Genomic DNA, 23,582 nt, shown 5'->3' with positions numbered 1-23,582 from the left:
CCGCCCCCACGGAGAGAACCATGAAACTGCCGAACGCGATGTTGATCGATGGCCACCTCGTCGCCGGCGACGGCGACGCCTACCCGGTGCTCGACCCGGCGACCGGCGCGACCTTGGCCGAGCTCAACGAAGCGAGCGCCGCGCAGCTGTCCGCCGCGGTCGCCGCCGCCGACGCCGCGTTCGACGCCTGGCGCGCGACGCCGCCGAAGGACCGCGCCGCGCGGCTGTTGCAGCTGGCCGACCGCATCGAGGCCAACGGCGAAAGGTTGGCCGAGCTCGAGGCGAAGAACTGCGGCAAGCCGTACGCGGCGGCGCTGGCCGACGAGATCCCCGCCATCGCCGACGTGTTCCGCTACTTCGCCGGCGCCTGCCGCTGCCTGCCCGGTTCGGCCGCCGGTGAATACCTCGCCGGCCACACCAGCCTGATCCGCCGCGACGCGATCGGCGTCGTCGCGGCTATCGCGCCGTGGAACTACCCCTTGATGATGGCCGCGTGGAAGCTCGCGCCGGCGCTCGCCGCCGGCAACACCGTCGTGATCAAGCCGTCGGAAATCACGCCATTGACGACGCTGCTGCTTGGCGAATGGTTGGCCGAGCTCTTTCCCAGGGGCGTGGTCAACGTCGTCGTCGGGCGCGGCGAGAGCGTCGGCCAACCCTTGATCAACGACGTGCGCGTGCGGATGCTCTCGATCACCGGCAGCCCGGCGACCGGGCGCAAGGTGATCGAGGCGGCGGTCGCGACGATGAAGCGCACCCACCTGGAACTCGGCGGCAAGGCACCGGTGATCGTCTACGACGACGCCGACCTTGCGGCCGTGATCGAGGCCATCCGCGCCTTCGGCTACTACAATGCCGGCCAGGACTGCACCGCCGCCTGCCGCGTGTACGCGCACAGCAAGATCTACGACCGTTTCGTCGCCGACCTCGCGTCGGCGGTATCGAAGATCAAGGTCGGCGCGCAGCACGACGAGGACGTCGAGATGGGGCCGCTGGTCAGCGACGAACATCGCGCGCGCGTCGCCGGCTTCGTCGAACGCGCCGTCGCGCAGCCGCATATCGAGGCGGTCGCCGGCGGCGCGCCGCTGTCCGGCCCCGGCTTCTTCTTTGCGCCGACGGTGCTCGCCGGCGCGCACCAGCACGACGAGGTCGTAAGGCGCGAGGTGTTCGGCCCGGTGGTCAGCGTGACGCGATTCGGCGACGAAGACGATGTCGTCGCGTGGGCCAACGACTCGGACTACGGCCTCGCGTCCAGCGTGTGGACCTCCGACATCGGCCGCGCGATGGATGCCGCCGCGCGGCTACAGTACGGCTGCACCTGGGTCAACACGCACTTCATGCTGGTGTCCGAGATGCCGCACGGCGGCCTCAAGCAGTCGGGCTACGGCAAGGACCTGTCTCTGTACGGGCTCGAGGACTACACCGTCGCGCGCCACGTGATGATCAAGCACGGTTGACGCTTTCATCGCCAAGGCCGGCTCGGCCAACGTCGAGAGACAAAAAAACGGCGCCCCGCGGGGCGCCGTCTGCTTGGCAAGCTCGGACTAGGCTTACACGTAAGCGTCGGTGCCCGGGCAGCTGCACACGAGGTTGCGGTCGCCGTACACGTCGTCGATGCGGTTCACCGACGGCCAGAACTTGTTGTCGAACACGTAGGGCAGCGGGAACAAAGCTTCGTCGCGGCTGTACGGGCGGTCCCAATCGCCGGCGATATCGGCCTTGCTGTGCGGCGCGTTCCTCAGCGGGTTGTTGTCCGCCGGCCACACGCCGTCCTGCACCTTACGCACCTCTTCGCGGATCGCGATCATCGCGGCGATGAAGCGGTCGAGCTCCATCTTCGATTCGGACTCGGTCGGCTCGATCATCAAGGTGCCTGCGACCGGGAAGCTCATCGTCGGCGCGTGGAAGCCGTAGTCCATCAGGCGCTTGGCGATGTCGACCTCGGTGACGCCGGACTCCGCCTTCAGCGGCCTGAGGTCGATGATGCACTCGTGCGCGACGCGGCCGTTCTTGCCCGTATAGAGCACCGGGTAGTGGTCCGACAGCTTCTTGGTGACGTAGTTGGCGTTGAGCAAGGCCGCTTCGGTCGCCTCCTTCATGCCGTCGGCACCCATCATCGCGATGTACATGTATGAGATCGGCAGGATGGACGCCGAGCCGAACGGTGCGGCCGACACCGCGCCCTGGCCGGGCTGCGAGCCCGGCACGTCGAACACGACGTGGTTGGCCATGAACGGCGCCAAATGGGATTTGAGCCCGATCGGGCCCATGCCCGGGCCGCCGCCGCCGTGCGGGATGCAGAAGGTCTTGTGCAGGTTCATGTGGCTGACGTCGGCGCCGATGTCGGCCGGACGGGTCAGGCCGACCTGCGCGTTCAGGTTCGCGCCGTCCATGTAGACCTGGCCGCCGTGGCCGTGCACCAGTTCGCAGATCTCGCGCACCGCTTCCTCGAACACGCCGTGCGTCGACGGGTAGGTCAGCATCAGCGCGGCCAGATCGTCGGCGTGCGCCTCGGTCTTTTCCTTCAGGTCCTCGACGTCGATGTTGCCGTTCTCGTCGCAGTCGACGACGACCACCTTCATGCCCATCATCTGCGCGGTCGCCGGGTTGGTGCCGTGCGCCGAGCGCGGAATCAGGCAGATGTCGCGCTGACCCTGGCCGCGCGCGGCGTGGTAGCGGCGGATCGCCATCAGACCGGCGTACTCGCCCTGCGCGCCCGAGTTCGGCTGCATCGAGATCGCGTCGAAGCCGGTGATCGCCTTCAGTTGCTCGGCCAGGCCTTCGATCATCTCGAGGTAACCGGCAACCTGGTCGCGCGGCGCGAACGGGTGGATCTCGGAGAATTCCGGCCAGGTGATCGGGATCATCTCGGAGGTGGCGTTCAGCTTCATCGTGCAGCTGCCGAGCGAGATCATCGAGTGGTTCAGCGCGAGGTCCTTGTTCTCGAGCTGTTTCAGATACCGCAGCATCTCGTGCTCGCTGTGGTGCGTGTTGAACACCGAGTGCGTCAGGTAGGCGGTCTCGCGGCGCAGCGACGCGGGGATCGCGTCCTGCGTCTCGGCGTCGAGCGCGTCGACGTTGGCCGAGCGGCCGGTGAAGAGCTCGATGAGGCGGGAAAGGTCTTCGACGCTGGCGGCCTCGTGGAAGGCGACGCCGAGCACGCTGCCGTCGACGCGGCGCAGGTTGTAGCCGGCCGCGAGCGCGTCGGCGTACACCTTGTCGGCCTTGGCGCCGAGCTTGACCTGCACGGTGTCGAAGAAGCGCGTCGCCACCAGCTTGAAGCCGGCGGCCTGCACCGCGTGCGCGAAGATCGCGGCGAGGCGGTGGATGCGCGTCGCGATGCGCTTGATGCCTTCCTGGCCGTGGTAGACGGTGTAGAAGCCGGCGATGTTGGCCAGCAGAACCTGCGAGGTACAGATGTTGGAGTTGGCCTTCTCGCGGCGGATGTGCTGTTCGCGCGTCTGCAGCGCCATGCGCAGCGCCGGCTTGCCGCGGGTGTCGACCGACACGCCGATGATGCGGCCCGGCGCGGCGCGTTTCATGTCGTCGCGGAAGGCGAAGTAGGCGGCGTGCGGGCCGCCGAAGCCCATCGGCACGCCGAAGCGCTGCGTGTTGCCGACGGCGACGTCGGCGCCCAGCTCGCCGGGCGACTTCACCAGCGCCAGCGCCATCAGGTCGGCAGCGACGACGGCGATGCCGCCCTTCGCCTTCACCGCCCCGATGTGCGGGGTCAGGTCGATCAGCTCGCCGGTTTCGCCCGGGTACTGGAACAGCGCGCCGAAGTAGTCGCCGTTGCCGGCTTCTTCCGGGTGGCCCTGCACGAGTTCGTAGCCGAAGTATTCGGCGCGGGTCTTGAGCACGTCGAGCGTCTGCGGCAGCACGCGCTCATCGACGAAGAAGACATTGCCCTTCACCTTGGACACGCGGCGCGCGAGCGCCATGCCCTCGGCGGCGGCGGTCGCCTCGTCGAGCAGCGACGCGTTCGCCAGCTCCAGCCCGGTGAAGTCGGTCACCATCTGCTGGTAGTTCAAGAGCGCCTCGAGGCGGCCCTGCGCGATCTCGGCCTGGTACGGCGTGTACGCGGTGTACCAGCCCGGGTTCTCGAGCACGTTGCGCAGGATGACGGTCGGCGTCAGCGTCGGGTAGTAGCCGAGGCCGATGAACGACTTGTTGACGGTGTTCTTGCTCGCGACGGCCTTGAGGCTCGCGAGCGCCTCGGCTTCCGGCACGGCGTCCGGCAGCGCGAGCTTCTTGCCGAAGCGGATGTCGGCGGGGACGGTCTGGTCGATCAGTTCGGCCATCGACGCGACGTTAAGCTCGGCCAACATCGCGCGGGTGTCGGCGGCGTCGATGCCGATGTGGCGGGAGACGAATTCGTTGCGGTTGAACAGTTGGGTGAGCGACATGATTCTTCTACCGTTTTTCGCGGGACAAAAAAGCCCTGCACATGGCAGGGCTGATACGGCTGACTTAGGCGCCGACTTCTTGCGCGTACGCGTCGGCGGTCATCAGACCGTCGAGGTCGGCGGCGTCGCTCGGCTTGACCTTGAAGAACCAGGCTTCACCGTACGGGTCGCTGTTGGCCAGCTCCGGGTTGGCCTCGAGCGCGGCATTCACTTCGACGATTTCGCCGGCGATCGGCGCATACACGTCGGACGCGGCCTTCACCGACTCGACGACGCCGGCCTGTTCGCCTTCGGCGTAGGTCCTGCCGGCCTGCGGCAGTTCGACGAACACCACGTCGCCCAGCAGTTCCTGGGCGTGGTCGGTGATGCCTACGGTCACGGTGCCGTCGGCTTCCAGGCGCAGCCACTCGTGGCTGGCTACGTATTTGAGGTCGGCCGGGATTTGGCTCATGAGTTGTTCTCCTGTCGATTCAATTCGGTGTCCCACGCGGGGGCGGCAGTCGCCCAGCATGGGCTATTTTATTCGAATACGCGTTTGCCGTTGCGCACGAAGGGCAGTTTCACCACGCGCGCGCCGACGAGCTGGCCGCGGATGTCGACCTGTGCGGCGTCGGCCGTGGCGGCCGGCACGCGGGCGATCGCGACCGAGAATTTCAGCGTCGGCGAGAAGGTGCCGCTGGTGATCACGCCGTCGCCCGCTTCGGTTGCGACCTTCATGCCTTCGCGCAGCACGCCCTTGCCCTCGAGCACCAGGCCGACCTGCTTCATCGCGATGCCGGCGGCCTTCTCTGCTTCGAGCGCCTTGCGGCCGATGAAGTCGCGCTCTTCGGGCGCCCACGCGACGGTCCAGCCCATGCCGGCTTGCAGCGGGCTGACGGTCTCGTCCATATCGTGGCCGTAGAGGTTCATGCCGGCCTCCAGGCGCAGCGTGTCGCGTGCGCCAAGTCCGCACGGCACGACGCCGGCCTCGGCCAACCTTTTAAAGAAGGCCGGTGCGTCTGCGGCCGGCAGCATGACTTCGAGGCCGTCTTCACCGGTATAGCCGGTGCGCGCGACGAACCAGTCGCCGAACGGCAGCGCCGAAAACGGCTTGAGCGCGGTCACCGCGTCGGCCCAGTCGGGCGGCAGCACCGACAGCGCCTTGGAAATGGCATTCGGGCCCTGCACCGCGATCATCGCGAGTTCGTCGCGCACGGTGAGCACGACGTCGCGGCCTTCGGATTGCTGCTGCATCCACGCGAGGTCCTTGTCGCGGGTGGCGGCGTTGACCACCATGCGGAAGCCCCAGGCGGTGCGGTAGGTGATCAGGTCGTCGATGACGCCGCCCTGCTCGTTGAGCATGGCCGAATAGAGCGCCTTGTTGGCTTCCCTGAGGCGGGCGACGTCGTTAGCCAAGAGATGACGCAGCCAGGGTTCGGCGTCGGAGCCTGTGATGTCGAGCACGACCATGTGCGAGACGTCGAACATCCCCGCGTCGGCGCGCACCGCTTCGTGCTCTTTCAGCTGCGAGCCGTAGTGGATGGGCATGTCCCAGCCGGCGAAATCGACCATCTTGGCGGAAAATTCGCGGTGGGTGGCGTTGAGGGGAGTGCGTTGGATGGCGACGGTCATGGGTGTCCTCGAGGTGTTCAAAACCTGAAAAACACACCCCTCTGTCCCGTCACCTGAGATTTTCCGGACCGTTTATAACGGTGCCGTTAGCCCCTTCGGTGGGCGCTCGAAGCGCCGCTCTCCAGAGTTGATGGGCAAGCGACGCCTGCCCGACACATGCAGTCCTTTTGCCTGAGCGATTGCGGGTGCGCTTGCGCCTTCGGCGGCAGCGGGAGTCTGGGGAAGACCGCTGCTCTCTCCTGCATGATGCTGCGATTATCGACGGCGGCCGCGACGCTTGGCAAGGCTGGAAAACCAGCGGCGAGCCTTTCCAAGGGTAAGCCCTAGAGGGGGAACCTTAAGTCCCGACCTTGGCCAAGGCTTCGGACCTTCAGGCAACGGTCACCGGCCCGGCGCCGACGCGCGCCAGGTCCCAGTTCGCGCGCGCCCAGTCCCAGAGCTCGGCCAACGTTGCGCAGCCGGCGGGCGGCGCGTGCTTGAGGCGGGCGAGCGCCTGGCGCAATTCGGCGGCGGCGTGGTCCGCGGTTATCGCCGGCGCGAGCGTCTGCTTCGAGAGCTTCTCGCCGGCGGCGTTGACCATCACCGGCAGGTGGCAGTAGGCGGGCGTAGGCACATCGAGTGTGCGCTGCAGCACGATCTGGCGCGGCGTCGACACCAGCAAATCGGCGCCGCGCACCACGTGGGTGACGCCCTGCAACGCATCGTCGACGACGACCGCAAGCTGGTAGGCCCAGAAACCGTCGGCGCGCAGCAGCACGAAGTCGCCGACGTCGCTCGCGACGTCCTGGCGGATCTCGCCCTGCAAGGCATCCGTGAAAGCGACCTCGCCGCAGGGCACCCTCAGCCGCCAGGCGCGCGCCTTGCCGCCCGCCGGCAGGCCGGGCCGGCAGGTGCCGGCATAGACGAAACCCTCGACACCTCGCCGGGCGATTTCGGCCAGCTGCTTGCGCGTGCAGGCGCAAGGGTAGGCGCTGCCCGCGGCAATGAGCGCATCGAGCGCATCGCGGTAGTAATGATGACGGCGGCTCTGGTATTCAACTTCGCCGTCCCACTCGAAACCGAACGCCTCCAGCGTATGCAGGATGGACGCTGCCGCGCCGGGCGTCTCGCGCGGCGGGTCGAGATCCTCCATCCTGAGCAGCCACTCGCCGCCGCGCCCGCGCGCCTCGAGGTAGCTGCCGACGGCGGTGGTCAGCGATCCGGCGTGCAACAGCCCGGTCGGGCTGGGGGCGAAACGGCCGCGGTAGCGATGGGCGGGACAAGATGCCTTGTCTAGACTGAAGAACATACGAGAGAAGCTTGGCTAGAATGCCGAGCAGTGGCGTCGATCATTCTGAAAGTAAAGAGGACAGAAGCAATGGCCTACGTTGTAACCGAAGCCTGCATCAAGTGCAAATACACCGATTGCGTCGAGGTCTGCCCGGTGGACTGCTTCTATGAGGGGCCGAACTTCCTGGTGATCCACCCGGACGAGTGCATCGACTGCACGCTGTGCGTCGCCGAATGCCCGGCCGAGGCGATTTTCGCCGAGGAAGACGTGCCGGCCGACCAACAGGCGTTCATCGCGCTGAACGCCGACCTCGCCAAGATCTGGCCGGTGATCGTGACGCGGAAAGACCCGCTGCCCGATCACGAAGACTGGATCTCGGTGAAAGACAAGCTGCAATACCTGGAAAAGGATGCTTGATTCGTTCCGGCGGTCACCATCGGTGATCGCGCTTCGCGCGAGGACATAGGGCCGACGCCGGCCGGCGCTGCGCGGCGTCCCGCCGCCTAAGCCGCCACTCGCGGCCCCGACCGCGGAATCTCGCCCCGGAGGCCTCTTCCCAGCCGGGGCTAGACGACGAACAGCTCCACTTCCCCTCCCGCGTCTCCGCCGCCGAGCGTACGGTGATAGCGCACCTCTTCGGCCACCACGCCGGGCAGCTTGTCCGGCAGGATGCGCTTGACCATCACCTTGCCGTTGCTCGAGAAGAAGTAGACCTTGCGCGCGCTGTCGCCCAAGAGATCCTCGGCGACAACGGGGATCTGCTCGCGCGCGAGATAGTCGCACACGAAACGGGCGTTGAGTTCGCCGACGTTCAACTTGTCCATCCCTTCGAGCACCGCACCGGCGCCGAACACCTTGGCCTCGATCCGCTGCCGCTCGGCGCCGAGCTTGAGCATGTCGTTGATCAGCAACGCCATCGCGTGCACGCCGAAGCGCGCCAACATCAGTGCATTGCCTTCGCGTCCCGAGGTGTCGGGCAGCATGAAGTGGTTCATGCCTGACACGCCGGACACCGGGTCGCGCAGGCACGCCGCGACGCAGGAACCGAGCACCGTCACCAACAGCACGCCGGGACGCGTCGCCAGATACTCCCCGGGCAGAAGCTTGACCGCCTGGCGCTGGAAGTGACGTTCGAAATAGGGGTGGCCAGCCGAAAGCGCGCTCATTGCAAGCCCCTTCAAGTGCCGCGCGAAACGCGCAGGCAATCGACCAGGCGCGGCGCGATGCGCTCGAGCGGCAGGATCTCGTCGACACCGCCGGCGGCGACCGCTTCCTTCGGCATGCCGTACACCACGCAACTTGCCTCGTCCTGCGCAAGGTTGTATGCGCCGGCCTCCTTCAGGCAGCGCATGCCCTGCGCGCCGTCGCGTCCCATGCCGGTCAGGATCACGCCGAGTACGCGCCCCGGCGGCAGCTCGGCTGCCGAGCGGAACAGCACGTCGACCGCGGGCCGATGGCGGTTGACCGGCTCGGTCCGCTCGAGCGCGGTGACGAGGCCCGACGCGAGCTTTTTGACGCGCAGGTGCGAATGCCCCGGCGCGATGTAGACGGTGCCGCCACGCAGCGGCTCGCCGTCCTCGGCCTCCTTGACGGCAAGCGTACAGGCGCCGTCGAGCCGCTGCGCGAAGCTGTGGGTAAAGCCTTCGGGCATGTGCTGGACGACCAGGATCGGCGGCATACCGGCCGGCAGGGCCTCGAGCAGCGCCTTCAAGGCCTCGGTGCCGCCGGTCGACGCGCCGATGCAGATCAGGCGATCCTGGCGCAAGGCCCCGCTATTCACGGACACGGCCGGCGGCGTGCGCGGCGCGAAGCGGCGCGGTTCGGCGAGGCGGGCCGCCGCCACCGCACGGATCTTGTCGCGGATCTCGTCGGCGTAATCGTTCATCGCACGCGCGATGTCGACCGTCGGCTTGGCGAGGAAGTCGACCGCGCCGAACTCCAGCGCCTTGAAAGTGGTGTCTGAACCGCTCTGCGTCAGCGACGAGATCATCAACACCGGTGTCGGCTTGAGCCGCATCAGGCGGCGCAGGAACTCGAGGCCGTCCATGCGCGGCATCTCGACGTCGAGCGTGATCACGTCCGGGCTCGTTTCGCGGATGCGCTCGCGCGCGATCAGCGGGTCGGCCGCGGTCGCGACGACCTTCATGCCGGGGTCGGCGTCGATGATGACGGTCAAGAGGCTGCGGATCAGCGCCGAATCGTCGACTACCACCACGCGTATCACATTGGCCATCGTCGTTTTCAGTTTCCGGTGGGCCCGGCGAGGCGGTAGCTGGTGCGTCCCACCGGCACGAACGCCTGCGTCAGGTGCTGGATGTTTTCCGAATGCCCGAGGAACAACAGCCCGTCCGGTGCCAGGTGCGCGGCCAGCCGCTCGAGGATGGCAGCCTGCGTCGGTTTGTCGAAATAGATCATCACGTTGCGGCAGAAGATCGCGTCGTAGCGCCCCATCGCGGGCCAGTCGGCGGCGACGAGGTTGATCTGGAAGAAGTGCACCAGCGCGGCGAGTTCGCGCTTGATGCGCGCCAGGCCCTGCTGGCGTCCGACGCCCTTCATGAAGAAACGCTGCCGGCGTGTCGGCGGCAGCGCGTCGATCCTGTCCAGCGGGTAGACGCCGCGCGCAGCGGTCTCGAGCATCTGCGTATCAATGTCCGACGCCCACACCTCGTGTCGGTGCTCGGCCAACGTTTCAGTGAGCACCATCGCCGCCGAATACGCCTCTTCGCCGCTCGAACTCGCCGCACTCCATACGCGGTAAGGTTGGCCGAGCCGCGCGTGGCGCGCGGCGTGCTCAGCCAACATGTCGAAGTGGTGCGGTTCGCGGAAGAAGGCGGTCAGGTTGGTCGTCAGCGCGTTGACGAAGACCTGCCATTCGGCGCTTTGCGGCGCCGCGGCAAGATCGTCGAGGTAGTCGCTGAAGCGGGACAGCCCGAGCGTACGCAGGCGTTTGGCGAGCCTGGCGTACACCATATGGTTCTTCGCTTCGTTCAGCACGATCCCGGCGTGCTGGTAGGCCAGTTCACGCACGCGACGAAAGTCGGCGTGCGTGAACTTCAGGTCGCGCTCGAGTACCACGCTGTCGGCATCGCTCACTCTCGGCTCCCGCTCAGAACTCTTCCCATTCGCCTTCCTGCTGGCCGTGGCCGTTCAGCTTGCCGAGCACCGCCGGCTTCGGCGCATGCTGGCGTGCCGGACCGTGACCGAGCGCATGGGATTGCGGCAGATGGCGGCCGGGCTGGCCTGGTGCGAGCCTTGCCGCGCCCGGCTGCGCGGCGCGACGCACGCTGCCGCCCTCTTCCAGCCGGAAGATCGCCACCGCGTCGGCGAGGTTGTGCGCCTGTTCCTCGAGCGATTCGGCGGCGGCGGCAGCCTGTTCGACCAGTGCCGCGTTCTTTTGCGTGTTCTCGTCCATCTGGCTGACGGTGAGGTTCACCTGCTCGATGCCGGCGCTCTGCTCGGTCGACGCGGCCGAGATCTCGCTCATGATGTCGGTCACGCGGCGGATCGAGCCGACGATCTCTTCCATCGTGTGGCCGGCGTCGTCGACCAGGCGCGTGCCCGACTCGACCTTGTCGACCGAGTCGCCGATCAGCGACTTGATCTCCTTGGCCGCCGCCGCCGAGCGCTGCGCGAGGTTACGCACTTCGCTGGCGACCACGGCGAAGCCGCGTCCCTGTTCGCCGGCACGCGCCGCCTCCACTGCAGCATTCAGCGCAAGGATGTTGGTCTGGAACGCGATGCCGTCGATCACGCTGATGATGTCGACGATCTTCTTCGCGCTGGCGTTGATCTCGTTCATCGTCGACACCACCTCGCCGACGACCTCGCCGCCGCGGCTGGCGATGTCCGACGCGCCGATCGCCAGCTGGTTGGCCTTCTTCGCGTTCTCGGCGTTCTGTTTCACCGTGCCGGTGATCTCTTCCATGCTCGAAGCGGTTTCCTCGAGGCTGGCCGCCTGCTGCTCGGTGCGGCTCGACAAGTTGGCGTTGCCCGATGCGATCTCGCGCGCGGCGGTGTTGATCGCGTCGGTCGACTCCTTGATGTTGCGCACGATGTCGCGCAGCCGTTCGACGGTGGCATTGCTGTCCTGCTTGAGCTGGCCGAACAGGCCGTCGTAGTCGTTGGAGATAGTGCGCGTCAGGTCGCCCTGCGCGAGACTGCCGAGCACCTGCGCGACGTCGTCGAGGCCGCGGCTCGTCACGTCGAGCAACCTGTTCACGCTCTCGCCGAGGAGTTTGAAGAAGCCGGTCTTGCCTTCCAGGCCGATACGCTTGCCGAAGTCGCCGTTGGCTGCGGCGCGCACAATGGTTTCCACCTCGTGCTCGACCTCGATTTCGGCGGTGCGGTCCTGCCACTCGACCACGGTGCCGAGGACCTTGCCGCTGCGCCCGAAAATCGGTATCAGCGTCAGGGTAAAGGAGCGGCCCCCGACCTTGATGTTGGCACGGTGAGTATCGCGCAGCCCCTCGAGCAGCCGTCGCTGGTGTGACGGGTTCTTGTGGAACACGTCGATGCTGCTGCCCAACACGTCACGCACCGAAAACTGCGGCAGATCCTTGCGGATGTCGGACTCGGCCTCGGCCAACATCGCCTGTACCGCCTTGTTCACATAGACGATCTGGGCGTTCGCATCGGCGATCATTACGTTGGTCGCGGCCGCGTCCAGCGCGTTGCGGATACGGATGTTTTCCACCGCGCGCCGGGCGGCATGATCCATATGCGCGAACAGGCTGGTCGTGTCGCCGGCCCTCACCTTCAGCTCGGTCGAGACCTCGCCGGATGCGAGCTCCTGCATCAGCTTGGCCGCGTCGGCCGGCTCGCCGCCGAGCTCGCGCAACAGGCTGCGGGCGATCAGCCAGGCGGCGATCGTGGCGGCGACCACCGCCCCGGCGAGGAGGCCGATCAGCAGCCGGATGCCCGCCGCGGCGCTGTCGACCGCGGCCGCCGCGTTGCTCTTGGCGAGGCCTTCCTCATGTTCGATCAGCGCGTTGATCGCCAACATATAGTTCTTCTGCACTTCGCGCATGGAGCTGAACAGCAGGTCGCGCGCGCCGACACGGTCGTTGCTTTGAAGCAACTGGCGGAAAGTTGCCACCTGCGAATGGAAGGCCCGGTCGGCTTCCACGACGGCCGACTGCAGTTCTTGGCCCTTGGCGTCGGCCGGCACCTGCTTCAGGGCGGCCATCGCCTTGTTTATCGTACTTTCGCCGTCATCGATCTGCTTCTGCTGGCCGGCGATCAGAGCGGCATCTTCGGTCAGCAGGATAGTGCGGACCGCGCGCGCGGTCAGGTTGACGCCGTCTATCACCTTGTTGGCCTCGGACGCGCGCGGAATCTGCACCTTGGCGACCCCTTCGAGCCCGTTCTGCAACGTCCTGATCTGGAAGATGGCGACCAGGATCGCCACCACCATCAACGCGCCCACCAGCCCGAATCCGAGTATCAGGCGGTGTTTGACCTTCATGTTTGCCATCGCTTCCCCCTCCCCTGTTGACTTCATGCCGCGACGCTGGCGTCGATCAGCGCCATCTCATCGCAACCCATCAGTTTTTCGATATCGACGACGATCACCATGCGCTCGGCCAACGTTCCCAGGCCGAGTATGTAAGTGGTGTCGACCGTCGCGCCCAGTTCGGGCGCCGGACGGATCGCGTCGTCGGCCAGCTGGATCACGTCGGACACGCCATCGACCACCACGCCGACGGTGCGCTCGAAGATGTTGAGGATGATCACCACGGTGAACGCGTTGTACTCGACGTCGCCGAGCGCGAACTTCAGCCGCAGATCGACGATAGGAACGATGTGGCCGCGCAGATTCACCACGCCCTTGATGAAGTCCGGTGCGCCGGCGATACGCGTCACCGCGTCGTAGCCGCGGATCTCCTGCACCTTCAGAATGTCGATGCCGTACTCTTCCCGCCCCAGCGCGAACACCAAGAGTTCGCGGCTGCCGGCCGTGACGGCGGCGTGGTCCTGCATGTCGGCCAATGCCATATCGCCTCCTTAATTAGATTCAAGCTCGAGCGGCACCGGCACGCCGGCGCCGCCCTCGCGCAAGCCGCTGCGGACGATAGCGGCCACGTCGAGGATCAGCGCCACCTGGCCGTCCCCGAGGATGGTCGCGCCGGACAGCCCGGTCACCTTGCGATAATGGGTTTCCAGATTCTTTACGACGAACTGCTGCTGGCCGACCAGGTCGTCGACGAGCAGCGCGGCACGGATGCCCTCGCTCTCGACGATGATCAGGATGCCCGCATGCGGTTCGGCGCGCGCGCCGGCGATGCCGCCGAAGAAGGCCGACAGCGACACGATGGGCACGAAATCGCCGCGCATGTTCACCACCCGGCCGCGGCCGGCGACCGAGCGCACCTCGTCGGGCGCAGGCTGCAGCGATTCGAGCACGAAGCCGAGCGGCATCACGTACACCTCGTCGCCGACGCGCACCGACATGCCGTCGAGGATGGCGAGCGTCAGCGGCAGGCGGATGCGCATCGTCGTGCCGTAGTCGGGCAGCGAATCGATCTCGATGCGGCCGCCCATCGCGTGGATGTTCTTCCTCACCACATCCATGCCGACGCCGCGGCCAGACACGTCGGTCACCTCGGCCGCGGTCGAGAAGCCCGCCTCAAAGATCAAGTTCCACACCTCGGCGTCGCTGATGCTGTCGCTGACCGCCATGCCTCGCTCGCGCGCCTTGGCAAGGATGCGTTCGCGATCGAGCCCGGCGCCGTCGTCGTTGACCTCGATCACGATGCTGCCGCCCTGGTGGAAGGCCCTGAGCGTCAGCCGGCCGACCGGCGACTTGCCCTTGGCCCGCCGCACGTCGGGCGACTCGATGCCGTGGTCGAGGCTGTTGCGCACCAGGTGGGTCAGCGGGTCGGACAGCTTTTCGACGAAGCCCTTGTCGAGCTCGGTGTGCTCGCCGACCATCTTCAGCTCGATCTGCTTGTCGAGCTTGCCCGCCAGGTCGCGCACCAAGCGCGGGAAACGGTTGAACACGGAGGTGATCGGCGTCATGCGGATCGACATCACCGCTTCCTGCAACTCGCGGGAGTTGCGCTCGAGCTGGCCGATGCCGTCGAGCAGCCGCTCGTGCAGCACCGGATCGAGTTCGCTGCCGTACTGCTGCAGCATCGACTGCGTGATCACCAGCTCCCCGACCAGGTTGAGCAGCGTATCGACCTTTTCGGTGCTGACGCGCAGCGAGTTTTCCACCGCCGCTCCACCCGCACCGCTACGCTCTGCGCGCGGCACGGCGGCCTGTGTGGCCGGCAGAGCGGAGGGAGAGGATTCGGGCACGGTGACGCCCGGCTCCGCGGCGGCGAACAGGCCGAAGCCGTCCTCCTCATACGCCTGTGCCGCTTCTGCGGAAGGCTCGGCCAACGTGGCCGGCAACGGTTCGAACAGACCGAAACCGTCTTCTTCAAACCAGATCCCGGGCTTCGCGGCGACGGCATCCCGGTCGACTTCAGCCGGCGCGCCATCGACGAACAGGCCGAAGCCGCCGGCCTCGTCGACCCTCCCGCCGAGCACGCGGAACAGGCCGGGCGCGACGGCGAAGGCCAGCGTCTCGGCCACCTCGTCCTCCGACAGGTCCGACGTAAATACCAGCACCCACGGCATCTCGGCCGATTCACCCTGGCGCGCGACCGACACGGCACCGTGTTGGCCGAGCTTGGCAAGCAGCTCGCCCATGTCGACGCCGGCGGCGGTATCGATTTCCACGTACAGCGTATGAACCGTCTCGGCCAGCAGCTTCTCGCCCCCCTGCGGCGCGTCTTCACCCGTCGCGGGATCGGCAAGCTTGGCCGAGCCTACGGCCGGCACAACCCCGGCTTCGTTTGCCGCAGCGCTCCCCTTCGCGTCGCACTGCTCGGCCAACCTGCGCTGCAGGCCGGCCACCCAGGCTGCGTCGGCCGGCTCGCCACCGCGGTGCGCCATCAACAGCGTCTTGAGCGCGTCCTTGCTTTCGAGGCAGACGTCGACCATCGCCGAGGTCAGCACGAGCCGGCCATGTCGGACCCGGTCGAGCAGGTTTTCCATCACGTGGGTGAAGTCGGCGAGGTCGCCGAAGCCGAAGGTCGCCGCACCGCCCTTGATCGAATGCGCGGCGCGGAAGATCGCGTTCAGGTCTTCGGCGTCGGGCGCGGCCAGGTCGACCGCCAACAGCAGCGACTCCATCGCCGCCAGATGCTCTTCGGCCTCGTCGAAAAACACCTGGTGGAACTGCGACATATCAATCAAGGCCAACTCCCTTCCAGAGTAAGAGCCAGGTCAGCCGACCAGCCGCTTGACGACGTCGACCAGCTTCTGCGGGTCGAACGGCTTGACCAGCCAGCCGGTCGCACCGGCAGCGCGGCCGAGCGCCTTCATCTCATCGCTCGACTCGGTGGTCAGCATCAGGATGGGGGTGGCGCCGTAGGAAGGCAGCCGGCGCAGCGACTTGATCAGCGTCAGTCCATCCATGCCCGGCATGTTCTGGTCGGTGAGCACGAGGTCGACCTGGCCGGCCTGCGCCTTGGAGAGGCCGGCGTTACCGTCCGGCGCCTCGATCACCTCGTAACCCGCCCCCTTGAGCGTGAACGACACCATTTGCCGGATCGACGCGGAATCGTCGACGGTGAGAATTTTTTTAGACATTTTGTCTACCCCTTTCAAAACAGCTCGACGCTACCGCTGTTCATCGCCTGCTGGTTAACCGGGTTGTGCTCCATTTTCTGCCTTAGCTCGGCGAGCCGCGCGTCGGCCGAACCGGGCGCGCCGCCGGCGTCTTCCATCGCCTGCACCACGCCTTCGAGCCGCGCGCCGACGTGACCGAGCAGTTGCGTCACCATGTCCTGGAACTGCAGCGAACGGACCGCGCCTCCGACGTGGTGGGCCAGGTCGCCGACGCCGCCGTGCAAGGCGCCGATCGACTCGTTCATGCGTGAGTTGAGCGCTACGATGTGCCCGGAAGTCTCCTCGAGACGCTCTTTGGCCTGCAGCGTGAACATCATGTCCTGCGACGCGAGCTGGTTCAGCAGCCCCCCGGCGTCGTTCACCGACTGGCTGACGGTGTCGACCAGCGTACGGATCTCCTGATTGAAAGAGTCGGTGCGCGCCGAGAGCTTGCGCACTTCGTCGGCGACCACGGCAAAGCCGCGCCCCTGCTCGCCGGCCCGCGCCGCCTCGATCGCCGCGTTCAGCGCCAGCATATTGGTCTGCGAGGTGATCGCGTGGATGTCGTCGAGCACCCGCGTCGCCGACGCGATCTCGCGGCCGATCTTTTCCATCCGTTCGACCAGCCGCATCGCGAGCCGGCTGTTTTGTGCCGTCTTCTCGACGAAACCGCCGAGCGTGCCCTGCACCTCGTCGACGAAACCTTCGAACGTCACGCCCTCAGCGCCGGCGCCGCCGTGCGCCAGTGATTCGGCCACGTCCAGCTGCCTGAGCGTCTCGCGGTGCAGACCGTTGAAGCTGTTCAGCAGGCCGCCGATCGCCTCGTCGAGCAGACTGCGCACCCGCGTCACGTCGCCGTGTGCCAACGCGGCCTGCTCGCCGGCGAATGCCCAGTACTTGGCCTGTTCGTCGTCGACCGCCGCCTCCGTCCCTTGCTCTGCGCTATCGCTCGACGGCGCTTCGGCGCGGGGAGACCAGGCCGAGACCAGCAGGGCGAGCGCGCCGGCCAGCCCGACCGCCCAAGCCGGCAGACCGGTCCAGGCGAGCACGGCCAGCGCAAGCGCCAGCACCGCGGGGAGCGGGCGGAACCTCGATGCGATGGATCGGGACGAGTCATTCATTTTTTTTACTCGTTTTGGATTTAATTATGTATAGAGGCAGTCTTTTTGATTTATCAACCCGTTTTGCACTGCATCATCAATATCTTATTCTCTTTGTCATAAAGTCTGGGGCGGAACACGGCTTTATTTTGCCGTCGCATCAGACCGCCGGCAGGCACAGTTCGAAGCGCGCCCCGCCCTCGGGGCGATTGCCGCACGACACCGTGCCGCCCAACTCCTCGGCCAACCTTTTCACGATCGCGAGCCCGAGACCGGTCCCCCCCGAACGCGTCGTGAAAAACGGTTCAAACACGTGCTCGAACGCCTCGGGTGCGATCCCGGGCCCGTCGTCCTCGATCGAGCAGCACAGGCTTTCGCCATGGCGTTCTAGCGAAAATCCGACTCGCCCACCCTCAGGGCAGTAGTGCAACGCGTTCTCCAGCAGGTTGAGCAGCCCGCCCTGCAAGGCTTTGCGGTCGCCGAGCACGGCGTCGGCCGCGTCGGCATCGCAACGGTATTCGAACGACACCGCCTTGCCGCGGCACTGCGGCTCGATCACCTGGCACACCTCTTCGAACAGCGCGACGACCGGCAAACGCTCGCGCTCTCCGACCTGGCCACGCACGAAGCCGAGCATGTTCTGGATCAGCCCTTCGAGTGCCTTCATGCGCGACAATGACTTGTCGACGAAGCGCTCGCGCTCCTCGTGCGACAGGCCATCGCGCTTGAGGTTGGCCGTGTACAGCATCGCCGTGGCCAGCGGCGTACGCAGCTGGTGCGCGAGGCTGGCCGCCATTCCGCCCATCGCCGCAAGCTTCTGCTGGCGCCCGAGCTCGCAGGTCAGTTCGTACTGGCGGGTCATGTCGTGGATCAGCACGATGGAGCCACCCTGCGCCGGCAGATCCTGGTTCTGCAGGGTCAGCCGGCACGGACGGGCTAGCGTGTCGCAGGTGTACACCTCGGCCACGTCGGTCGGTTTGAAATGGGACGCGACGGTGCTCCAGGGTTGGCCGAGCACCGTCGTACCGAGCCACACTTCCGCCGCCGGATTAAGGTGGGTAATCTCTCCTTCCGGCGAGACTTCGACCACCCCGGCCGGCAACGCGGACAGCAACAGTCCGAGTCGCTCGGCCAGCGCGGCGTTGCGTTCCAGCTGCAGTCGCAACTGGCGGTTGCTCTCCTCGAGCTGGGCGTTCAGCTGAACGACCTGGGCCTCGAGTTGCCGGTAGGCCGTGATCAATTCGCCGGAGATCGCGTTGAACTGTTCGAACGCCGCCTCCAGGCGCATGCGGTCGTCCTGTTCGTTGGAATGGGTACTCATCTATGCTGTAATTTGTAAAAAAGTATTAATCGGTATGATAATTACAAACCGGACCGAAGGGAGTCCTTCCTTGGCGCGATCCCCTGACAAAGGGGCAGCGCCGGGTAGACCGGTTTGAGGCGTATTGCATAGCAGTGCGCCCCGTTCAACAGCGGAGGCTTCAGTGTCAGAGCTACTCAAGAAAATCGACGCCCGCACCAAACTGGCCGGCACGAACAAGTTGGAGATTCTGCTTTTCTCCCTTGGCATGGATCACCGCACCGGGCGCAAGGAAACCTTCGGCATCAACGTTTTCAAGGTGCGCGAGGTGATGCGCACCCCGGAAATCACCTCGGCGCCGGAAATGCCGTCGTCGGTCGAGGGCATGGTCAGCCTGCGCGGCGTGCTGGTTCCGGTGATCGACCTCGCCAAGTACACCGGCGTCGTCAGCGACAGCAAGCCCGACATCATGATCGTGACCGAGTACAACGGCCACACCCAAGGCTTCCTGGTCGAGGCGGTCGACACCATCCTGCGCCTGGACTGGTCGGCGATGCGCGTCCCGCCCGAAATGATCACCAGCCGCATGGGCGGCCTCGTCACCGCTGTCACCGAGCTCGACAAGGGCACGCTGGCGATGATGATGGACGTCGAGAAGGTGCTGGCCGAGACCACACTGATCGACGACGAACACATCTTCATGAGCATCGAGCCGGTCAAGGAAGAACGCATGGTGTTCTATGCCGACGACTCGGTGGTCGCACGCAAGCAGATCGAACGCACGCTGAACGCGATGGGCGTGCGCTCGGGTGTGGCGATCAACGGCTACCGCGCGTGGGAAGAGATGCAGCGCCTGGCGACGCAGGCCGAGCTGTCCGGCCGCAAACTCAAGGACATCCTGCACCTGGTGCTGACCGACGTCGAAATGCCGGAGATGGATGGCTATATGCTGACCAAGATGATCAAGTCCGACCCGCGTTTTGCCGGCATCCCGGTGCTGATGCATTCATCGCTGTCGGGCCAGTCGAACCAGAAGCTCGGCGAATCGGTCGGGGTGGACGCCTACGTGCCCAAGTTCGAACCGCAAAAGCTGTCGATGAAAATCCGCGAAATGCTCGCTATCTGAGCGCCCCGATCACCGAACGCTAAGGACCTGCACCCATGGCCGTCACCGACGCCTCCCTGCTCGCCAGCGTGGACGCCCGCACCAAGCTCGCCGGCTCCAACAAGATGGAAATCCTGCTGTTCTCGTTGGGAACGCGGGAAACCTTCGGCATCAACGTGTTCAAGGTCCGCGAAGTGTCGCAGACGCCGAAAATCACCAAGACACCGAACATGCCGTTCGGCGTCCACGGCGTGCTGTCGCTGCGCGGCAACATCATCCCGGTGATCTCTCTGGCCAAGTTCATCAACCCCGACGCGACCGGTCTGTCGCTCGATACGATGATCGTCACCGAGTTCAACCGCAGCACGCAGGCCTTCCTCGTCGACTCGGTCGACCGCATCATCCGCGTCGACTGGGACAAGGTGCGTGCGCCCGAAAACATGATGAGCAGCGGGTCCGCACAGCACCTAATCACCGCGATCACCGAACTCGAAGACGGCAAGCTGGTGTCCATCCTCGACGTCGAGCAGATCCTCGCCTCCGTCATCGGCGAGACGCGCATCCCCGACCTGCCGAGCGCACAGGTCGACCCGGAACACTACGCCTTCTTCGTCGACGACTCGGTCGTCGCGCGCAAGGAAATCACCAACGTGCTGGAAAAGATCGGCGTCAAGTTCCAGCAGGCGACCAACGGCCGCGAGGCGTGGGAGCGCCTGCAGTTGCTGGCCAGCCGCAACTGGGGCGACGGCGAGAGCCTGCACGACAACCTGAAACTGATCCTGGTCGACGCCGAGATGCCCGAGATGGACGGCTACGTGCTGACCCGTCTGATCAAGTCCGACCCGCGTTTTGCCGGCATCCCGGTAATAATGCACTCGTCGCTATCGTCCAATGCCAACCGCGCGATGGGCTCGAGCGTCGGGGTCGACGCCTACGTCGCCAAGTTCGACCCCATGGTGCTCGCGGAAAGCCTGATTCCTTTCCTGCAACACTAATCGCTACAATGGGCGCCTTCGATCAGCACTAGATAAAAACAGGATCCACCCAGCATGGCAGACAAGAATCTTCGTTTCCTAGTAGTCGACGATTTCTCGACGATGCGCCGCATCGTGCGGAACCTGCTCAAGGAGCTCGGCCTTACCAACGTCGACGAGGCCGAAGACGGCCAGGTCGCGTTGCACAAGCTGAAGACCCAGCACTTCGACTTCGTCGTCTCGGACTGGAACATGCCCAATATGACCGGGATCGAGCTGTTACGGGCGGTGCGCGCCGACGGCCAGATCAAGCACCTGCCGTTTCTGATGATCACTGCCGAAGCCAAGCGCGAGAACATCATCGAGGCGGCGACCGCCGGCGCCAGCGGCTACATCGTCAAGCCGTTCACCGCGGCAACGCTGGAAGAGAAGCTCGGCAAGATCTTCCAGACCATGAACAAATAACCACAAACCGTCATCAAGTTCCGAGGAGAAGCGATCGTGTCTGACCACGTACTGGAAAGCGGAGACTCGCCCGAACTCGAGGCGCTGTTCAACAGCATCGCCTTACAACAGCAAGACACGCAGCACGCTGCAGCCCCGTCGAGCATCGCCCCTCAAGACGCGGAAGACATGCAGAATTCGATGTACTCGCAGATCGGCCACCTCGCGCGCAAGCTGCACGACGCGATGCGCGAGCTCGGCTACGACAAGTCGCTCGAGCGCGTCGCCGAAGCGATTCCCGACGCGAAGGACCGCCTCGCCTACATCGCGACACTGACGGAAAACGCCGCCGAACGCGTGCTCAATGCGACCGACATCGCCAAACCGCTGCAGGACGAGCTCGAGGGCCGCTCCAAGGCTTTGGCCGAGCGCTGGGACCATCTGCACGCCGGCTCGCTGTCGGTCGACGAGTTCAAGACCTTGGCCGAGGACACGCGCCAGTATCTACACTACGTCCCGCAGCAGACGCAGGCAACCGGCGCGCAATTGCTCGACATCGTGATGGCGCAGGACTTCCAGGATCTGACCGGTCAGGTCATCAAGAAGGTGACCTCGATGATCAAGCTTCTCGAAGGCGAACTCTTGACCTTCCTGATCGAGCACTCGCCGTCCGACAAGCGCGCCGAGCTGGGGAGCACCAGCCTCTTGAATGGCCCGGTGGTGAACCCGGCCGGCCGCACCGACGTAGTCACCGACCAGCAGCAGGTCGACGAGCTGCTGGAAAGCCTCGGCTTCTAAGCCTTTACCCGACATAAGTCCCGCGTTCAAAGGAACGGATATGAGCGAATTCGGCGGCATGGACGAGCTGTTGCAAGACTTCCTGATGGAGTCGAGCGAGCTACTGTCCGACGTGGACAACAAGTTGATGGACCTCGAGAAGCGCCCCCATGATCACGCGCTGCTCAACGACATTTTCCGGGGCTTTCACACCATCAAGGGTGGCGCGGGCTTTCTGAACGTGACCGCGATGGTCAACCTCTGCCATCGCACCGAGAACCTGTTCGACAAGCTACGCAACGGCGAGCTGCAGATCTCGTCCGGCCTGATGGACGTGATCCTCGACGCGACGGGCAGCGTGCGCGACATGTTCGGAGCGCTCTCGCAAGCCCGCCAGCCCGCCGATGCCGACCCGGCGCTGATCGCCGCGCTCGACGCCATGCTTGCTGGCGAACCGCCCGCTGCACCGGCCCAGCCGGCGGTTCAGGTGCTCGTCGCCGACGACACGCCCGACTGGAACGCGCTCTACCAGGCCGTCGTCCCGCAGGCGGCGGCGAGCTCGGCCGCCCCCGCGCAACAGGCCGTCGCCGCCGCGCCGGTCGTCATCGCCGAAGTCGTTACCGCCCAGGCCGCGCCTGTACCGGTCGAAGCCCCCAAGGCCGCCAAACCGGCCCCCAAGCCCAGCGGCGGCGGGAATAGCTCGCCTCCGTCCACGCAGGAAAACACCATCCGCATCGACACCGTTCGCCTCGACATGGTGCTCAACCTGTCGGGCGAGATTGGGCTGACCAAGAACCGCCTGACGACGCTACGCACCGAGATCCTGCAGGGCAACACCGGCCAGAACACGCTGCGCTCGCTCGACGAGGCGATCGGCCAGCTCGACCTCCTGGTCGGCGACCTGCAGAACGCGGTGATGTCGACGCGCATGCAACCGGTCGGCCGCCTGTTCCAGAAATACCCGCGCCTCGCGCGCGACCTGGCGCGCCAGCTCGGCAAGGAAGTCGAACTCGTGATCTCCGGCGAGGAGACCGAACTCGACAAGACGATGATCGAGGACCTGAACGACCCGCTGGTGCACCTGGTACGCAACGCGGTCGACCACGGCATCGAGCAGCCGGCCGACCGCATCGCCGTCGGCAAGAAGCCGCAGGCGCTGGTCCAGCTGACCGCCGAACAGGTCGGCGACCACATCTTGATCGAGATCACCGACGACGGCCGCGGCATGAACGCCGACGCGCTGCGTCGCAAGGCGATCGAGAAGGGACTGATCGACGCCGAAACGGCCAACTCGCTCGACGAGAAACAGTGCCTGCAGCTGATCTTCCTGCCCGGCTTCTCGACCAAGGACCAGATCTCCAGCGTCTCGGGCCGCGGCGTCGGCATGGACGTGGTCCGCACCAACATCCAGAAGCTGAACGGCCGCATCGACATCAACTCGATCCCGGGCGAAGGCACGCGCATCAGCGTGTCGCTGCCGCTGACGCTGGCGATCCTGCCGGTACTGGTGGTGCGCGCGTGCAACCAGGCGTTCGCCGTGCCGCTCGCGATGGTGCGCGAGATCATCCCGATCGAGTCCGGCTCCATCCAGGAAGTCTCGGGCCGCCCGACCATCGTCGTGCGCGACGAGATCCTGCCGGTACGCACCTTGTCCAGCCTGCTCGGCTGGGAGGCGACGCAGAAGCCGGGCTTCGGCGTGCTGATGCAGTCGGCCGAGAGGTCGTTCATCCTCGCGATCGACTCCTTCGTCGGCCGTGACGATGTTGTCATCAAACCACTGCAGAATATCCGTCCGAAAGGCGTGGCCGGCGCGACGCTATCCGGCGACGGCTCGGTGGTTCTGGTGCTGGACATGGAAGACCTGTTGAACGGCGAAGGCAACTCGCTCATCGGCAACCGCCTGCACGAACTGATCTCACTCTGACCCCGACTCGAACAGC

At 65.8% G+C, this 23,582-nt stretch carries 20 protein-coding genes and 2 riboswitches; of the genes, 7 read left to right on the top strand and 13 right to left on the bottom strand.

Features of this window, described 5'->3' with window-relative positions:
- The first annotated feature begins 20 nt into the window (after positions 1-20).
- The gene (locus DWG20_RS09615; RefSeq protein WP_245944691.1) at positions 21-1,454 is read left to right on the top strand and encodes a gamma-aminobutyraldehyde dehydrogenase; all 1,434 of its coding nucleotides are present in this window, start codon (positions 21-23) and stop codon (positions 1,452-1,454) included.
- Positions 1,455-1,547: 93 nt separating this feature from the next.
- Here the strand turns inward: DWG20_RS09615 and gcvP are convergent, their stop codons facing one another.
- From gcvP to gluQRS, 4 genes are all read right to left on the bottom strand, one after another.
- Complete coding sequence (gcvP, locus tag DWG20_RS09610; RefSeq protein ID WP_115433613.1) at positions 1,548-4,403, bottom strand: aminomethyl-transferring glycine dehydrogenase; 2,856 nt, start codon at positions 4,401-4,403, stop codon at positions 1,548-1,550.
- A gap of 64 nt (positions 4,404-4,467) precedes the next feature.
- Entirely contained in the window at positions 4,468-4,854 is a 387-nt protein-coding gene (gene gcvH / locus DWG20_RS09605; RefSeq protein ID WP_115433612.1) for a glycine cleavage system protein GcvH, read from the bottom strand.
- A gap of 68 nt (positions 4,855-4,922) precedes the next feature.
- Entirely contained in the window at positions 4,923-6,014 is a 1,092-nt protein-coding gene (gcvT, locus tag DWG20_RS09600; protein WP_115433611.1) for a glycine cleavage system aminomethyltransferase GcvT, read from the bottom strand.
- Positions 6,015-6,045: 31 nt separating this feature from the next.
- A riboswitch (glycine riboswitch) is annotated at positions 6,046-6,149 on the bottom strand.
- Between the two features lie 14 nt (positions 6,150-6,163).
- Positions 6,164-6,266, bottom strand: a riboswitch (glycine riboswitch).
- Positions 6,267-6,384: 118 nt separating this feature from the next.
- A complete protein-coding gene (gluQRS, locus tag DWG20_RS09595) occupies positions 6,385-7,302 on the bottom strand; it encodes a tRNA glutamyl-Q(34) synthetase GluQRS (RefSeq protein WP_115433610.1) in 918 nt (305 codons plus the stop codon).
- A gap of 69 nt (positions 7,303-7,371) precedes the next feature.
- Between gluQRS and fdxA the strand changes: the two genes are divergently transcribed.
- Positions 7,372-7,701: a ferredoxin FdxA gene (gene fdxA, locus DWG20_RS09590; RefSeq protein WP_115433609.1), complete on the top strand. Its 330-nt coding sequence runs from the start codon at positions 7,372-7,374 to the stop codon at positions 7,699-7,701.
- 149 nt (positions 7,702-7,850) lie between these two features.
- Here the strand turns inward: fdxA and cheD are convergent, their stop codons facing one another.
- From cheD to DWG20_RS09545, 9 genes are all read right to left on the bottom strand, one after another.
- On the bottom strand, positions 7,851-8,450 hold the full coding sequence (gene cheD, locus DWG20_RS09585) for a chemoreceptor glutamine deamidase CheD (RefSeq protein WP_115433608.1): 600 nt from the start codon (positions 8,448-8,450) through the stop codon (positions 7,851-7,853).
- 11 nt (positions 8,451-8,461) lie between these two features.
- Complete coding sequence (locus DWG20_RS09580; RefSeq protein WP_115433607.1) at positions 8,462-9,517, bottom strand: protein-glutamate methylesterase/protein-glutamine glutaminase; 1,056 nt, start codon at positions 9,515-9,517, stop codon at positions 8,462-8,464.
- An 8-nt stretch (positions 9,518-9,525) separates the two neighbouring features.
- Positions 9,526-10,377 (bottom strand): CheR family methyltransferase, encoded by an 852-nt coding sequence (locus DWG20_RS09575; RefSeq protein WP_115433606.1) that lies wholly within the window; start codon positions 10,375-10,377, stop codon positions 9,526-9,528.
- 13 nt (positions 10,378-10,390) lie between these two features.
- Positions 10,391-12,757, bottom strand: a complete 2,367-nt coding sequence (locus DWG20_RS16635) for a methyl-accepting chemotaxis protein (RefSeq protein WP_220271947.1) — start codon at positions 12,755-12,757, stop codon at positions 10,391-10,393.
- Between the two features lie 23 nt (positions 12,758-12,780).
- Complete coding sequence (locus DWG20_RS09565; RefSeq protein WP_115433605.1) at positions 12,781-13,278, bottom strand: chemotaxis protein CheW; 498 nt, start codon at positions 13,276-13,278, stop codon at positions 12,781-12,783.
- Between the two features lie 9 nt (positions 13,279-13,287).
- Positions 13,288-15,519 carry a chemotaxis protein CheW gene (locus tag DWG20_RS09560; RefSeq protein ID WP_115433604.1) on the bottom strand — a complete coding sequence of 744 codons (2,232 nt, stop codon included), beginning with the start codon at positions 15,517-15,519 and terminating at the stop codon, positions 13,288-13,290.
- 39 nt (positions 15,520-15,558) lie between these two features.
- A complete protein-coding gene (locus DWG20_RS09555; protein ID WP_115433603.1) occupies positions 15,559-15,924 on the bottom strand; it encodes a response regulator in 366 nt (121 codons plus the stop codon).
- A 14-nt stretch (positions 15,925-15,938) separates the two neighbouring features.
- Positions 15,939-17,063 carry a methyl-accepting chemotaxis protein gene (locus tag DWG20_RS16580; protein ID WP_115433602.1) on the bottom strand — a complete coding sequence of 375 codons (1,125 nt, stop codon included), beginning with the start codon at positions 17,061-17,063 and terminating at the stop codon, positions 15,939-15,941.
- A 139-nt stretch (positions 17,064-17,202) separates the two neighbouring features.
- On the bottom strand, positions 17,203-18,363 hold the full coding sequence (locus tag DWG20_RS09545; RefSeq protein ID WP_115433601.1) for a sensor histidine kinase: 1,161 nt from the start codon (positions 18,361-18,363) through the stop codon (positions 17,203-17,205).
- A 163-nt stretch (positions 18,364-18,526) separates the two neighbouring features.
- Between DWG20_RS09545 and DWG20_RS09540 the strand changes: the two genes are divergently transcribed.
- Genes DWG20_RS09540 through DWG20_RS09520 form a run of 5 tightly spaced genes read left to right on the top strand, consistent with a single transcriptional unit; the run spans position 18,527 to position 23,566 of the window.
- Positions 18,527-19,468 (top strand): chemotaxis protein, encoded by a 942-nt coding sequence (locus DWG20_RS09540; RefSeq protein WP_115433600.1) that lies wholly within the window; start codon positions 18,527-18,529, stop codon positions 19,466-19,468.
- Between the two features lie 35 nt (positions 19,469-19,503).
- Entirely contained in the window at positions 19,504-20,442 is a 939-nt protein-coding gene (locus tag DWG20_RS09535; RefSeq protein ID WP_115433599.1) for a chemotaxis protein, read from the top strand.
- A 54-nt stretch (positions 20,443-20,496) separates the two neighbouring features.
- On the top strand, positions 20,497-20,886 hold the full coding sequence (gene cheY, locus DWG20_RS09530; RefSeq protein WP_115433598.1) for a chemotaxis response regulator CheY: 390 nt from the start codon (positions 20,497-20,499) through the stop codon (positions 20,884-20,886).
- 36 nt (positions 20,887-20,922) lie between these two features.
- Positions 20,923-21,663, top strand: coding sequence for a protein phosphatase CheZ (cheZ, locus tag DWG20_RS09525; protein ID WP_115433597.1), 741 nt, complete (start codon positions 20,923-20,925; stop codon positions 21,661-21,663).
- A gap of 40 nt (positions 21,664-21,703) precedes the next feature.
- Positions 21,704-23,566, top strand: coding sequence for a chemotaxis protein CheA (locus DWG20_RS09520; RefSeq protein WP_115433596.1), 1,863 nt, complete (start codon positions 21,704-21,706; stop codon positions 23,564-23,566).
- Positions 23,567-23,582 lie beyond the last annotated feature (16 nt).

Source organism: Crenobacter cavernae (assembly GCF_003355495.1).
GTDB classification, from domain to species: domain Bacteria; phylum Pseudomonadota; class Gammaproteobacteria; order Burkholderiales; family Chromobacteriaceae; genus Crenobacter; species Crenobacter cavernae.
Note: the sequence above shows the minus strand (reverse complement) of the source record. Positions and strands in the feature narration are given on the sequence as shown.

Excerpts from the sequence above, each read along its gene's own strand:
- DWG20_RS09615 (WP_245944691.1), top strand. The coding sequence starts at position 21 with ATGAAACTGCCGAACGCGATGTTGATCGATGGCCACCTCGTCGCCGGC.
- gcvP (WP_115433613.1), bottom strand. The coding sequence starts at position 4,403 with ATGTCGCTCACCCAACTGTTCAACCGCAACGAATTCGTCTCCCGCCAC.
- gcvH (WP_115433612.1), bottom strand. The coding sequence starts at position 4,854 with ATGAGCCAAATCCCGGCCGACCTCAAATACGTAGCCAGCCACGAGTGG.
- gcvT (WP_115433611.1), bottom strand. The coding sequence starts at position 6,014 with ATGACCGTCGCCATCCAACGCACTCCCCTCAACGCCACCCACCGCGAA.
- gluQRS (WP_115433610.1), bottom strand. The coding sequence starts at position 7,302 with ATGTTCTTCAGTCTAGACAAGGCATCTTGTCCCGCCCATCGCTACCGC.
- fdxA (WP_115433609.1), top strand. The coding sequence starts at position 7,372 with ATGGCCTACGTTGTAACCGAAGCCTGCATCAAGTGCAAATACACCGAT.
- cheD (WP_115433608.1), bottom strand. The coding sequence starts at position 8,450 with ATGAGCGCGCTTTCGGCTGGCCACCCCTATTTCGAACGTCACTTCCAG.
- DWG20_RS09580 (WP_115433607.1), bottom strand. The coding sequence starts at position 9,517 with ATGGCCAATGTGATACGCGTGGTGGTAGTCGACGATTCGGCGCTGATC.
- DWG20_RS16635 (WP_220271947.1), bottom strand. The coding sequence starts at position 12,757 with ATGGCAAACATGAAGGTCAAACACCGCCTGATACTCGGATTCGGGCTG.
- DWG20_RS09565 (WP_115433605.1), bottom strand. The coding sequence starts at position 13,278 with ATGGCATTGGCCGACATGCAGGACCACGCCGCCGTCACGGCCGGCAGC.
- DWG20_RS09560 (WP_115433604.1), bottom strand. The coding sequence starts at position 15,519 with ATGTCGCAGTTCCACCAGGTGTTTTTCGACGAGGCCGAAGAGCATCTG.
- DWG20_RS09555 (WP_115433603.1), bottom strand. The coding sequence starts at position 15,924 with ATGTCTAAAAAAATTCTCACCGTCGACGATTCCGCGTCGATCCGGCAA.
- DWG20_RS16580 (WP_115433602.1), bottom strand. The coding sequence starts at position 17,063 with ATGAATGACTCGTCCCGATCCATCGCATCGAGGTTCCGCCCGCTCCCC.
- DWG20_RS09545 (WP_115433601.1), bottom strand. The coding sequence starts at position 18,363 with ATGAGTACCCATTCCAACGAACAGGACGACCGCATGCGCCTGGAGGCG.
- DWG20_RS09535 (WP_115433599.1), top strand. The coding sequence starts at position 19,504 with ATGGCCGTCACCGACGCCTCCCTGCTCGCCAGCGTGGACGCCCGCACC.
- cheY (WP_115433598.1), top strand. The coding sequence starts at position 20,497 with ATGGCAGACAAGAATCTTCGTTTCCTAGTAGTCGACGATTTCTCGACG.
- DWG20_RS09520 (WP_115433596.1), top strand. The coding sequence starts at position 21,704 with ATGAGCGAATTCGGCGGCATGGACGAGCTGTTGCAAGACTTCCTGATG.